This is a genomic window from Halodesulfurarchaeum sp. (assembly GCF_036626455.1).
Lineage (GTDB): Archaea > Halobacteriota > Halobacteria > Halobacteriales > Halobacteriaceae > Halodesulfurarchaeum.
Window position 1 is genome coordinate 1 of the sequence record NZ_JAZKRK010000042.1, and the last position, 13,099, is coordinate 13,099.

Sequence of the window (13,099 nt, forward strand, 5' to 3'; positions counted from 1 at the left end):
CACTACCTCCCGGGGCTGTTCCTTGGTGTCGGTCTCGGCGCACCCCTCGGGCTGGTCCTCGGGTATTCCACTCTACTCGATGAGTACCTGTCGCCTGCTGTGAGCCTTCTCCGTCCGATTCCACCGCTGGCCTGGATGGGCTTTGTCATCGTCTGGGTCGGCATTGGTCACACGGGAGCGGCGGTTATCGTCGCTATCGGTTCCTTCTGGATTACGCTTTTTAGCGCGTACGGCGGTGTCGAGGAACTACCCAGGGAGTGGATCGAAGTCGGCGAGAGCCTCGGCGTCGAAAGCGACCTGACGATGCTCCGGAAAGTCGTCGTTCCCGGAGCCGCGCCCTCGATATTTACTGGGATCCGAACAAGCATCGGACGGAGTTGGATGATCGTCGTCGCAGCGGAGCTCTTTGGCGCGCCTGGGATTGGCTATCGAATCATCCACACGGCTCAGAGCCTCTCGATGGACGTCAGCATGGCCTATATGTTGGCCCTCGGCCTGGTTTACCTTGGCTCCGACGTGGGCTTTCGAGCCGTCCGCGGGGTGGTCGAACCGTGAGCGAGGCCTACATCTCGGTCGAAAACGTCTCGAAGCGATATGAAACCGAGGACGGAATCGTCACTGCGCTGGAGGGTGTAGACCTCTCGGTTGGGGCGGGAGACTTCGTGAGCATTGTCGGCCCCTCTGGCTGTGGGAAGAGCACGCTCCTCAGAATGGTGGCGGGCCTGGAGTCACCCCATTCCGGCCGGATTCGAGTGGACGGCGATGTGGTCTCCGAGCCAGGGTCGGACCGTGGACTCGTGTTTCAGGAGGCGACGTTGTATCCGTGGCGCACCGTCGCGGAGAACGTTCGCTTCGCGCTGGAGGTCGACAATGTGAGCCCGACCACGGCGGACCGCCGGGTTTCGGAACTGCTCTCGATGGTTGGACTCGCGGACAGGGCGAATTCGTTCCCCGCGGAACTCAGCGGCGGAATGAAAAAGCGGGTCGGGATCGCCCGGGCGCTCGCTCCGGACCCCGAGATACTGTTGCTCGACGAACCGTTTTCGGACCTCGACGTGGCAACTCGGGAGAGCCTCCAGCAGGACCTCCTCGAGCTCTGGAAACGCCTCGAGAAGACTGTTCTCCTGGTGACTCACACTGTCGGGGAGGCGGTTCGCCTTTCGGATTCGGTCGTCGTCCTTCAGGGAGAACCAGGCCAGGTCGCGACCGTCGTCGACGTGGACCTCGAACGGCCCCGGGATCCCGAGACAGACAGTTTCAAACCCTATGTGAACACCATCCGTGGGAGGATTCGTGACCGCTCCCGCGCTGCCGTATCGGCACCTGAACGACCGCGCTCCTCTTATCCATGACACTCCACGCACTCGCACTCGCAGCGGACCGATTCGGTGATCGCTCGCTTAGCTACCCGTACTACCGCTTGCAGGAGGCCGGACACTCGGTCGATATTGCCACGCCAGATGGCGGCCCGATCACGGGACTCCACGGTGTGGAATTCGACGGCGACCTCGTGATCGAGGCGGTCGATCCGACAGAGTACGACCTCCTGGTGCTACCTGGCGGGTATGCAGCCGAGACGATTCGAATGAAGGCACCAAATGCTATTGAGTACGTCCGTCGGTTCGATGAGGCGGACAAACCCATTGCCTCGGTCTGTCACGGAGCCCAACTCCTCATCAGTGCAGACATTCTGGATGGGCGTCGACTGGCCTGTCATCCGGCGATCAAAGACGATGTCACGGCTGCGGGCGGGACCTTTGTGGACGAAGTCAGTGTCATCGACGGCAATCTGATCACCGCTCGGGATTACTCGGACGCTCCTGACTGGCTCTCGGCCGTCTTCGATGTCATCGAAGATCGACCGCTCACGAACGGTGGCACTCCCAACAACGCGCCATCGAAGGACCCGACCGCCGACGGAGCGGACTGGGGCCAGCCCGACTGGACACCCATCGGCGAGATACATTCCCCGTTCGAGGAGGAGTCCGGGATGCCGATCCAAGGGGCGTTTTCCGAGGCGATGGGTGTCGTGCAGGTCGATCCCGAATACGAAGCTGGACTGCTCGATATCGAAGACTTCTCTCATTTGATCCTCTTATACCAGTTCCATACTGCTGAGGAGTACGACCTCCAGCCCCAACCGTTCATGGAAGACGAGGCCCACGGGGTGTTTGCCACCCGAGCCCCACGACGGCCGAACGGCATTGGGATGTCCGTCGTCGAACTGGAACAGGTTTCTGGCAATTCGGTGTTCGTTTCGGGCATCGACGTGCTCGATGGGACGCCGCTGTACGACATCAAACCGTTCGTCCCAGCATTCAACGGTGTCGAAGACGCTTCGATCGGCTGGCTCGAAGACTCGATCGACAACGAGGTCCGTCGAACGTCCGACGACCGGTTCGTTGACTAACTTCCAGAAGACACGGGTTTTTGGTTCCGGATAGCGTTGAACCGGTCATGGGAGATGCCGAGTCAGTGAGAGGGTCCGGGTTCGTCGAGCGAACGCGGGTCGCTGCGGCACGCGAGACCCTTCGAGCGGAAACCACGGTTTCGACGGGCACGGAGGATGTCCCCTTGGAGGCAGCTGATGGGCGAGTGCTCGCTCAGACCGTGACATCGCCGACGAACGTTCCGGACTTCCCCCGAGCCGCGATGGACGGGTATGCGGTTCGGGCCGAGGACACGTTTGGGGCCGCCAGTCGATCGCCGGAGACGCTCCAGGTCCACGAGTCAGACCCAGGTCCCGAGCAGGCGACGTGGGTTCACACGGGAAGTCCGGTGCCAGAACCGGGCGACGCGGTCGTGAAAACCGAACAGGCGACGGAAATCGGGGAGCAGGTGGAGATCACCCAGGCCGTCGCGGAGGGACAGAACGTGAGCAACGTGGGTGAGGACCTCGAAGCGGGCCAACACCTCTTCGATCCGGGGCACCGGCTTCGGCCCTCGGACCTTGGGCTCCTCCGGTCCGTCGAAATCGAGAGTGTGACCGTCAAAGCATCGCCAACAGTCGCGGTCATTCCAACTGGCGAGGAACTGGTCGAGTCAGATCCTGACCCAGGTGAGGCAATCGAAACGAACGGGATCATGGTTTCGTCCCTCGTGGAGCGGTGGGGCGGTGACGCCATTTACCGAAACGTGGTCACAGACGATCGGGAGGCACTGGCTGCCGCAATCGAGTCCGATCTGGACGCTGATGTGATCGTCACGACTGGTGGGTCCTCTATCGGCAAGCGGGATTTGCTTCCGGAGGTCGTCGAAGGAATGGGAGCACTGCTGGCACACGGTGTTGCACTCAAACCAGGCCATCCGGTCGCACTCGGGTTGGTGAAAGAGACACCAGTCTTGATGCTTCCGGGGTATCCTGTCGCCTGCATTGTCAACGCCTGGCAGTTCGTTCGGCCGATGATCAACTGGACGATGGACACGGAACCGGACGAACCGGCCCGGATCAGTGCCCAACTGAATCGGAAGATCCGAAGCGAACCAGGGGTCCGGAGTTGTGTTCGTGTGACAGTCGACCAATCTGGGGATGCGGTGCACGCCGAACCGGTCTCCGAAAGCGGTGCGAGCATTCTGTCGAGTGTTTCCCTGGCAGACGGCTGGGTCCAGGTCCCGGAGTCCATCGAAGGGTACGACGCTGGTGACACAGTGACTGTCGAATTCTGGGAGGCCCAGCCATGACCGAGCGAAAGCAATTTCGCGACCTGGTCGAACCTGAGGTCTTGTCCGAGGCGATAGCTGACCTTGACCTGTCACCAGGCACCGAGTCGGTCGACCTTCTCGATGCTGACGGGCGAGTCGTCGCCGAACGAATCGACGCGGAGATCGACGTCCCTGGGTTCGACCGGTCAACGAAGGATGGCTACGCGGTCAAGGCCAGAGATACGTTCGACGCCTCGGAGAGCGACCCATACGACGCCAAGCTCGTGGGTATCGTCGACGCGGGCGACAAACCAGACGTCGAAGTCCGAGCGGAGACGGTTGTTAGTATTGCAACCGGTGGGTCTGTTCCACCAGGTGCCGACGCCGTCGTTCCGGTTGAGCGAACGAGTCGACGGGACGAGGCTGGCGAAGACCGGGTTTCCATCAGAACTGCTGTTGCCCCGGGCGACAACGTCATGCATAGTGGTGACGATGTCGCCGCCGGTGATCGAGCGATCGGCCCCGGAACGGTTCTCACGACACGGGACATCGGGTTGCTGGCGGCCCTGGGGACCGAGACAGTACCAGTCTACGGTAAACCAACAGTCGGCATCGTTTCGACGGGGGACGAACTCGTCCGTCCCGGCGAACCGCGAGACGAGGAACGGGGACAGATCTATGACCTCAATACCTTCGCTATCGCCGCGGCCGTTCGGGCCGCAGGCGGGACGCCGGAAGTCGTCCCTCACATCACGGACGATTACGACCAAATGCTCGAAACGCTCGAAGTTGTCGGGGGACGGTGTGACCTTGTCCTCTCCTCGGGTTCGACAAGCGCGAGCGACGCGGACGTCCTGTATAGAGTGGTCGAAGACCACGGCGAACTGGATCTTCATGGGGTCGCAGTCAAGCCGGGCCGCCCCACTATCGTCGGCGAAATCGCGTCGACCCCTTACATTGGTCTCCCCGGGAATCCAGTCTCCGCGTTGAGCATTTTCCGGGCCTTCGTCACCCCAGCGGTTCGGGATGCTGCTGGGCGGCCACCGGAATCCGTCCCAACGGTACAGGGAACGATGGCGGCGCCAAAACGGTACTCCGAGGGGCGCACATATCTATTGCCGGTCGCTGTAATTGAAGACGTCTCAGGAGACGTGCTGGTGTATCCGGTCGACAAGGGGAGTGGGGCCATTACCAGCCTCACCGAAGCCGACGGGGTCGTCGAAATGCCACCGGAAACAGAACTCCTGGAAGCGGGCCAGTCGGTGACTGTCGATCTTTTCTCGGAGGATACCCAGCCACCGTCGGTGCTCGGGATCGGCGAGTCCGACCCGCTTGTCGCCCGGCTTCTCGATCACATCGACGGGCCACGGTATCTCTCCCATGGCAGTCAGGAAGGGCGAAGGCGGTTTCGCGACGGTATTCCCGATTTTGCCGTTCTCACCGAAGGCGATGCCGAGGCTGTGTCGGGTGATCGGCTGGCAACCGTGACCCGCGAGTGGGGCCTCGTGGTCCCAGAGGGGAATCCACATGACGTTTCCGGGCTGTCGGATCTCGCGGACGTGGATTCGTTCGTCAATCTCGCTGAAAACGTGGGGCTTCGAGGAGCCTTTGATACGGCACTTGCTTCCCACGCAGCCGAGCAGGGCGATTCGTTGGCGGATGTGACTGCCCGAATCGAGGGCTACGAGCGAACGGTCAACGGTATTCGAAGTCCAGCCCAACGGGTCGCGAACGGGGCTGCTGATAGTGGTGTGGGATTGCGGTTTTCGGCGGCGGAATTAGCCGTCGAGTTCGTCCCAATCAGCGTTCAAGAACTTCTCATGGTCGGAGCACCGGAGCGCCGGGAGAAGGCTGGCGTCAAGGAATTGCAGTCGGTCATCGAGACCCGGCTGGAGCCACTCGCTGCTCGACTTGCGGGCTACGAATTCCAGTCCTGATCCCCTGTTTTCGCTGATTTTCTATTTCCAATATAATACGGACCATATTGGACCAACGAGGTTAGAAGTTTATATCGAGTATCTTCGGGTAAGACGTTGTGATGGGTGCTGAAGATCCGACGATTCCGTCTGGGACTCGGCTGGCCAGTGATTTCGATCCGGAAGACGTCCCGACACTCGCCTGGGGGACATTGATGGCCGGACTTGGCTTTTTATTGGCTGCGGTCCATTTTAGCCACATCGGTGAAGCGCGAGCACTCTGGGCGTCAGTTGTCGGTGTCCTGTTGCCCTTCGCCATCTCGGTTGGCGGTATCATGTCCTTCGGCGTGCTGTTGGTGCTCCCGAGGGAGCAGTTTGGGCAACACCAGGTGGATTTCATTCGCCGGACCGGGCCGTGGGTTGCTGGATGGATGTTTTTTGGAATGCTCTGGATGTCGATTGCAGGGGCTGGCTCGGTTATCTATCAGTCCTCACAGGGGCTGTTCGAGCCCGGATCGGTGTTTCTCATTGCGATTTTCGCCTCCTATGGGGCGATCCCGGGAGTGATTACTGGGTACTATTACGGCCGAACGGCCCAGGCCGCGACCGAAATCGCCGAGCGAGAGCGGTATTTGGCGGTCTTTTCCCGGGTCCTGCGGCACAATTTTCGGAATCAGATGAATCTCTTGTTGGGCGAACTCGACCTCGCCGAGCAGGAGGCTCCACCGGACGCGTCCACCCATGTGGACCGTGCGGGAGCGTACGGCCGGGACCTGATGGAGACCGTCGAAAAGCAACGGTTCCTGGTCGAAACAGTGACCGAACCGAAATCCCCACGGAACCAGCGTGGGTCGGCCGTGATTCGGAAGGCTGTGGATTCGGTTCGCGAGATGTATCCGGAGTCGGCAGTGAGTGTCGACACGAATGGGGACACTGTCGTTTCGGCTCACCCACAAATCGATCGGGCACTCATGGAACTGCTCGAAAACGCGATTGTTCACAGTACCGACTCCGCGTCAGCTGTCACACTCGAAAGTCGAAGGGCGAACGATTCGATCGTGGTGTCGGTTTCGAATGCGGGTCCACCCATCCCGGCGAGCGAGAAGGCGATTCTCACTCGAGACCACGAACCGAACCAACTGCATCACGGGAGTGGGTTGGGCCTGTGGATCGTGGACCGATTGACCGAACAGTCACACGGCAGTGTCGAAATCCAGCGTTCTGAGACCGTCAGGAACACTGTCTCGCTCGAACTCCCGATTCCTCACCGGTGAAAACCCGTTTGTTTACTCGGGTTCGCCGCGAAAGAGATCGATGACGTCGTTGACCACGTGACTGTCCGCTGCAACGAGATACCGGCGTCCACCAACGAGTTTTTCGTCCGCCTGTGCGGCCACGTGGCCGTTCGTTCGCGAGATAACCTGGGCACCTTCGGGGAAGTCGATCGCTGACAACTCCTCACCCTTGACTGGGGCGTCATAACCCACCTGGATATCGAGGATCTCCAGATCCCCCGTCACGTCTTCGAGGGTTCTGATGTTACTCCCGCTGAGTGCGTTCACGGCGGCTTTGATGCTGGCCCGCTCGGGGAAGAACACCTGATCGACGAAGTCGGCGTATTCGTCGCCACATTCGTCCTCGATACGGGCCACTGTGCGCAACTCCTGGTCGATTTGCTTGGCAACCAGACAGACGGCGAGGTTCGTGTCTTCGCGGTTGGTCAGCGCTCCGATGGTGGACGTTTCGGGCCGGAGCGCCGCATCGAGAACCGACGGTCTGGTTCCATCGCCGGTGATAACTTCGAACTCGGTCTCTTCGTCCCCGATCCCGTCCGGGTTTTTCTCGATGACCGTGACCGATTTGCCCCGATCCGCGAACCGTTTTGCGACTCGTCGTCCAACTCGACCCCCGCCTGCGATCAGGATGTGATCCTCGTCTGGCATACCATAGTGTTAACGAGGGTCCCCCATAAACGTTCATAGGGTTCTCCCGGAACTCATCCTGTCAATGGGTGCCAAATTTATCACGTGTGGTCTCATAGTTATCGTATGCCAGAAGAGGTCCTTTTCGAATCCGAAAGCGGACAGACCAGGGCGGAGATCGCAACGTATCTGCGGACAGTCGCAGACAAACTCGAGGATGGGGACCCGTTGACACTGACAACGGGCGCTCGCTCGCAGACCCTTGACCCACCCGATCGAGTCACGTTCGAAGTCAAAGCCGAACGGGAGGGCCCAGTCTCGGGGCCGGGCGAACTGAGTATCGAATTCGAACTCGAGTGGGACGAAAACGGCACCGGATCCGAGGATTTCGACGGGCCATTGGAAATTCAGTAAAAATGTTCGAATCCTGATCGGATGGGGCATTGGCTAAAAAAGTTAAGACAGCGGCGGTTCAACCGAACTGATAACCCCACCATCCAATGAGTGCGCTCCCGAGACCTGTTGGCCCATCGAGAACGAGGGTTCCCGAGCGGTGCTTCGATGTCTAAGCGGAACTGGGGGTCCGGTGAGGTGTTGAGTCGGAAAGTCGGGGCCAGGATCGAGGAGCTGTTACCCGCGAACCTGGCGACCGCCGACAACGTTCATTTCACTGCTCAGGCCCCACTCAGTCGGGACTTCCGTCCCGAACGCGCCGTCGGGGGCACGATCAACGTCTCGGGGATGGTTGGCGAGAACTCACAGTTCAAAATCGTGCTGGAACTGGCGATGCAAAAGCGGGACTCGTCCGGAACCGACCCGGAGGACCTCGAGGATTGGACGGTCACGACGACGTTTTACCGAACCGAAAGCGCGGGCCCACCCGATCTCGATCCGTTTCACTACTACGCTGAATGGCACGAAGAGATCGGAGAAGCGGCGGCCTCCGATTCGGGGGTTATCGATCTCGACACGATCGGTGACCACTACCGATACGGTGGCGCGGATGGGGTTGCAACGGTGTTGCTCACCGAGATCATGGCGAACAGAGGCGCGAGTGCGCAGTCATCGCGGCAGGACCGGGTGTCCCACCAGGGCTCGCTCGCGATGATGGGGTCGTTCAACACGGCTCTGGATAACGGTCGGATTTCGGGCACTGGGTGGAAACTCGACTGGGCTCAGGTTGCGGATTTGATCGGCCCGGACGCCGAGACGGTTCTCAATCGGATGAGCGTCGAAACAGCGGTGCCGGAAAAACAGCGGCGAGCCGCACTGAAAGGGGTGGATTTTCTGGCCGACGAGGAGGCATCGCGACAGACAGCCTCCGAGCAATCAATCAATCGCCGCCTGTCCAGCCTTCTCGAAGAACTGGATTCGATGAATCGCGGGGAGGGTGCCCCAGCCATCGACTTGGCCCAGGGTGACGTGGCGGTCACACAGGAGCGACTGGAATCCATCATTCGAACGTATCCGGATGGACTGGCAGCGGCACTCGATGACGGAAATTTCGGCATGGCCCGGACCATCGCGGAATCCGGGGATGAGTCCTACGCGAAGATGGTCATGGTGTATGGTTTTCACGAACTCTATGGGGCGATCGGGCAACTCCAGGAGTCGGACCGGGCCGTTCGTAATATCGCTGGGGCGATCACTGCTTTCGGAACGGCGATCAATCGGGGGAACAGCGAGATGGCCCAGCTCTCGCTCAAACGCGCTTCGGATGCCTTTGTGACAGTCACCCAAGAGCTGGTCGAGGGGGGCCAAACCCGACTGACTGACCTTCGGGCCGTGTTGGCCTATCATGACCTGACAGCGGCGTTTGAAACACATGTCGAAACGCGAGATGATCTCCGCGGCGAGGACCTGGCGTATTATTTCGACGCGACGGACCGGCTCATCGAATCTGCCCGCCGACAACACGAACGGGCGGAGAAAGCCCGCGAGGCGTATTATCTGTTCACACAGCAGAAGTAAGGGGAAGGAATATGTCGGTCGGGTCGGACCGATTCGATATGGAACTCAATCTCATGGTAATCGTCGGTCTGATCGGGTTCGTCATTTCGATATCCGGGTTGATCTGGGAGATCTTCCTGCGGGACTAGGGTGATTACATTCTCGATTCGGTGTTTCGCAATCTGCTCAAAAACGCCATCGAGCACAACGATTCTACGCATCCGGAGGTGGTGGTTTCGACGGAGACGGCCGATAGAACAGTCCAGATCAGAGTTGCTGATAATGGGCCAGGTATACCGTCGGACCTTCGAGCGTCGATTTTTGAGGAGGGGGAGACTGGGTTGGACAGTGATGGGACTGGGCTGGGTTTGTATCTCGTGGAAACGCTCGTCGACCGGTATGGTGGTGCGGTGTGGATCGAAGAAAGCGAACCAACAGGGACCGTTTTTGTGATCGAACTGCAGCGAGCCAGGTAATTACACCCGGTTTCAACCAGCAGACTAGACCCTTGATAGAAACGGCGGACTTCGAATATTCAGAGATCAGATTTGCGTTGGTTCCCACGGGATCAAATCAACAGGGCCGAAAACCACATCACCGTTCTCAATCCAATTCGTCCCTTTTCCAGGGGTCCGTCGCCTTGGACCAGTCGGTGATCCCGAGTGATTCCGTTCAGCGGAGATTGTCTCCTCTGTGCCATTCTTAAGACCCCAGCGTTCATTTTCTACGATATTATTTTGTGCCACCGTATCTGATACATTGTCTAGCCGAATTTCATTTTTCGCAGTTTTCTCAACTTGGTTTCGTTCTCCTGTATAATCATGGGGATTTACCTGGCCAAACCCAGCACGTGCGATACCATTTGCACTGAAGCCATGCAGATAGTTGTCAGAAATGGTGATATTGAATGGCCCAGCCGTTATACCAGTTCCAAATGCCGGTTGTTTGAAATTGCGGATTTCGAATCCTTTGATCGTCGTCCCTCTGGCCCTTCCCGTGCGAAATCCAGCACCATGCTCTTTCGTCAGCGACGCTCCATCAATAATTGGACGGTTCTGCCCTGCCCCAAGGGTTTCGCTCTTGCCAGGATTTCCACGGAACGTCATATCATCCGTTTCAACCCATACTTCCTCTTCGTATACACCTGGCTTGCCACAAATTGTCTCCCCGGATGATGCTTCAGAAGCGGCGGATCCGATCGATTTGAAATTCCCATCGCAAGAAGCACTCACAACAATATCACATTCTTGTTCTGTCTCTGCCGCTCCTGTCGTCGCTGTTGCAGTTCCACTCAACCCAACTACAGCACCTTTGAGCATGGTTCGTCGCTTCATACCATTGGTATCGCCAAATGGTATCTTTGAAAATTTTTAAATTAAAGATGTGGTCGTGTTTGAGCGCATGTGATCACAGGTTTGAAGCAGTGACGGTTAGTTTACAATTCTGACTTTACAATTTAGGATGAGTTTCCGAAACTGCCCGAACCAGGTTTGCATTCGCAACCTCCTGTCTTCCCTTTGGCGGAGCGTGAAGGATGTCGCCTCAACATTCGATCGCTGATGGTACGTCGTATCATCTCTCAATACATTCGCAGGGACGCCTTCCCAGCTGAACTCTCTTGTCCGAATCACTGTTGACACTTCATTTTGAGACGGCAACGTGATAGCGTGGGTGACCATTCACGAGTCTCTTGGCTCCGAACTGGAGTTTTACTGGCTCTGGATCGCCGCGACGACGTACGGTGTTTGTGAGGTAGTGACCACTAATGATCTCGTCTACTTTGCGCCTGAAGTACAGGAGGCGAACCCAGTTGTCAACGTGGCCCTCGATACGCTAGGTCTGGCTGGTATAGTCATCTTGAAACTCGCTGTGTTTTTCGCATTACTCGAAGTCAGCGTGAACGTGATGCAAGTTTGGAAAGACCGTTCTCTCTGTCTTTCCACCTCTCGTACTTGCCATATTGTGCACGATTCTCACGGCTCTCAATATCCTTCTCATGGTGCCAGAACAGCTGAGGGATGCAAGAACACCTATTATGATAAATATTATTCTTAAGATTTTTGGTTATTAATCCGGTTTCTGGCGAAGTGTTCTTTAGAATTGTGTATGAATCATCACCAACTGTCTCTTTTCCGCCATACCTTGCGTCTGGGGGTGTTCGACTCGCGTTCCCGAGGCCGTCGAGAACTTTTCCGTCCGTATCGAACTGGTAGAATATCGCATCCTTAAGATCGTGGTTGAACCAGACATCCGCGGCTATTTCCTGTGATTCTCGTTGTCGTATATATTCTCGAACGTGGCGAAAAAGACACACGTAGTTCGATGAAACAATCATATGATACGAAAATCTACTGCAAATCCCAAAACGAAATTTGAAACGGGTCGAAACGATCACTACTGAATCGGGATGTGATTGGGGATGGACTCGGCGATATCGACTGGAAAAGAGCGTTAGAACAGTCGTCAAGAATTGTGTATTTACTTCTCTCGACGCGGCTTACAACGCCCACTCTAGGATGAAACCTATTATCTTAGATCGCTCGTCAAGTCTGGATTCCGTATTTACACCCCCGCTTTAAGCCCACACTTCGGGCGAGAATCTGGTTCAGACGGTTCTCTGAAATCGTTTTTAACACTTCCCTCAAAAACTGTGAAGTGCGCTCACGCCAATAAACAAATGATTCCTCACCAAACCATATCCAGTGATATTAATAACTCGGTGTTATTAATCCTGTTCTCCAATGGACAGTTCGCCCATACTCTCTGCGTATATCGTTATTGAGCCCGTTTCCCAACCCGCATCCAAAGTATCCGCAGGTGTTTTGATTGCCACGCCTACACCTGTATAAGATCCAGCGACAATTCCGTTTCCGACCCGATTTGTATAATCAGATGGCGCTGAGAAGTCGTAATTATCAGGTTCTGAGTAGCTAGTGTAGAAATAGAAATTATCTGGATTGTCTAGGTCACTCCAATCTACATCAATGTTGATTTGCTCTTCACTTTTACTTGACACGGCGAAGACATTGTCAAAGTAATAAATGGAATCTGCACCTAGACCTTCTCCCGCCCCACCTTCATTGAGGAATCCACCTGGATCCTCAATTTCGGTTCCGTCATCGAAATGCAATTCAAGTTGAGTTTCAGAACCAGTTGCATATTCATCATTTTCGAGCCCACTCTCACTATCATGTAATCCGAGATAGGCAGTGTCGTCCGCGACAACAGAGGCACTCACAGCACGATCTGCCTCAACACTCGTAAACGCACCTGTACCCATTGCAGCCGCCGAGCCGGCGGCGAGCGATCCCACAGTCGCCAGGAATTTTCGTCGTTGCATGGTTCGATCAGGTGCCCCACCACGGGGGCACTCACTATCCCCTACAACACATACCAATACTGTATTAGGGATGCTGAAGGAATTGCTGGCTCTGTCAGGCTCCAGCTGAAATGATATTGGCAGATCTTGGATAATCTGCTGGCATGCCAATCTACCCTCAGACCTGCTCAGATTTCCCCTATTCGAGGGTCAGGGGTCCTCTGAGAGAGACAAAAACCAGTTCAGGATACACCCTTCAGGGGTTCAAACGAGGTCTGAAACCGGGCATATCGGCAGTAGGAACTGATTAGAGGTGACACCAACCCCAATTTCCGAAATTGCTTGTCTAC

The 13,099-nt window shown here is 57.0% G+C and carries 13 protein-coding genes; 9 read left to right on the top strand and 4 right to left on the bottom strand.

Annotation, left to right across the window (positions count from 1 at the left end):
* The 6 genes from V5A26_RS10060 to V5A26_RS10085 form a co-directional block, all read left to right on the top strand.
* Nucleotides 1-555: ABC transporter permease (locus V5A26_RS10060; protein WP_332322414.1), on the top strand; the 555-nt coding region annotated here is incomplete at its 5' end.
* The gene (locus V5A26_RS10065; RefSeq protein WP_332322415.1) at nt 552-1,352 is read left to right on the top strand and encodes an ABC transporter ATP-binding protein; all 801 of its coding nucleotides are present in this window, start codon (nt 552-554) and stop codon (nt 1,350-1,352) included. The genes V5A26_RS10060 and V5A26_RS10065, both read left to right, overlap by 4 nt.
* Nucleotides 1,349-2,410, top strand: a complete 1,062-nt coding sequence (gene tsaA / locus V5A26_RS10070) for a tRNA (N6-threonylcarbamoyladenosine(37)-N6)-methyltransferase TrmO (RefSeq protein ID WP_332321941.1) — start codon at nt 1,349-1,351, stop codon at nt 2,408-2,410. The genes V5A26_RS10065 and tsaA overlap by 4 nt, the downstream gene beginning before the upstream one ends.
* 47 nt (nt 2,411-2,457) lie before the next feature.
* Nucleotides 2,458-3,681 (top strand): molybdopterin molybdotransferase MoeA, encoded by a 1,224-nt coding sequence (locus V5A26_RS10075; RefSeq protein WP_332321942.1) that lies wholly within the window; start codon nt 2,458-2,460, stop codon nt 3,679-3,681.
* Nucleotides 3,678-5,579, top strand: a complete 1,902-nt coding sequence (locus V5A26_RS10080; protein ID WP_332321943.1) for a molybdopterin biosynthesis protein — start codon at nt 3,678-3,680, stop codon at nt 5,577-5,579. Before V5A26_RS10075 ends, V5A26_RS10080 begins: the two co-directional genes overlap by 4 nt.
* Nucleotides 5,580-5,680: 101 nt before the next feature.
* On the top strand, nt 5,681-6,832 hold the full coding sequence (locus tag V5A26_RS10085) for a sensor histidine kinase (RefSeq protein WP_332321944.1): 1,152 nt from the start codon (nt 5,681-5,683) through the stop codon (nt 6,830-6,832).
* A 12-nt stretch (nt 6,833-6,844) separates the two neighbouring features.
* On the opposite strand, the gene V5A26_RS10090 is transcribed toward V5A26_RS10085, so the two are convergent.
* Nucleotides 6,845-7,501 carry a potassium channel family protein gene (locus V5A26_RS10090; RefSeq protein ID WP_332322416.1) on the bottom strand — a complete coding sequence of 219 codons (657 nt, stop codon included), beginning with the start codon at nt 7,499-7,501 and terminating at the stop codon, nt 6,845-6,847.
* A gap of 105 nt (nt 7,502-7,606) precedes the next feature.
* On the opposite strand from V5A26_RS10090, the gene V5A26_RS10095 reads away from it, so the two are divergent.
* The 3 genes from V5A26_RS10095 to V5A26_RS10105 all read left to right on the top strand — a co-directional run bounded on the left by V5A26_RS10095 (nt 7,607) and on the right by V5A26_RS10105 (nt 9,906).
* The gene (locus V5A26_RS10095) at nt 7,607-7,894 is read left to right on the top strand and encodes an amphi-Trp domain-containing protein (RefSeq protein WP_332321946.1); all 288 of its coding nucleotides are present in this window, start codon (nt 7,607-7,609) and stop codon (nt 7,892-7,894) included.
* Between the two features lie 147 nt (nt 7,895-8,041).
* Nucleotides 8,042-9,451 carry a hypothetical protein gene (locus V5A26_RS10100; protein WP_332322417.1) on the top strand — a complete coding sequence of 470 codons (1,410 nt, stop codon included), beginning with the start codon at nt 8,042-8,044 and terminating at the stop codon, nt 9,449-9,451.
* Between the two features lie 149 nt (nt 9,452-9,600).
* The gene (locus tag V5A26_RS10105; RefSeq protein ID WP_332322418.1) at nt 9,601-9,906 is read left to right on the top strand and encodes a sensor histidine kinase; all 306 of its coding nucleotides are present in this window, start codon (nt 9,601-9,603) and stop codon (nt 9,904-9,906) included.
* A 66-nt stretch (nt 9,907-9,972) separates the two neighbouring features.
* Here the strand turns inward: V5A26_RS10105 and V5A26_RS10110 are convergent, their stop codons facing one another.
* From V5A26_RS10110 to V5A26_RS10120, 3 genes are all read right to left on the bottom strand, one after another.
* Entirely contained in the window at nt 9,973-10,764 is a 792-nt protein-coding gene (locus V5A26_RS10110; protein WP_332322419.1) for a DUF1565 domain-containing protein, read from the bottom strand.
* A gap of 557 nt (nt 10,765-11,321) precedes the next feature.
* On the bottom strand, nt 11,322-11,765 hold the full coding sequence (locus V5A26_RS10115) for a hypothetical protein (protein WP_332322420.1): 444 nt from the start codon (nt 11,763-11,765) through the stop codon (nt 11,322-11,324).
* A 390-nt stretch (nt 11,766-12,155) separates the two neighbouring features.
* Nucleotides 12,156-12,770 carry a DUF1102 domain-containing protein gene (locus tag V5A26_RS10120; RefSeq protein ID WP_332322421.1) on the bottom strand — a complete coding sequence of 205 codons (615 nt, stop codon included), beginning with the start codon at nt 12,768-12,770 and terminating at the stop codon, nt 12,156-12,158.
* Between the last annotated feature and the right edge of the window lie 329 nt (nt 12,771-13,099).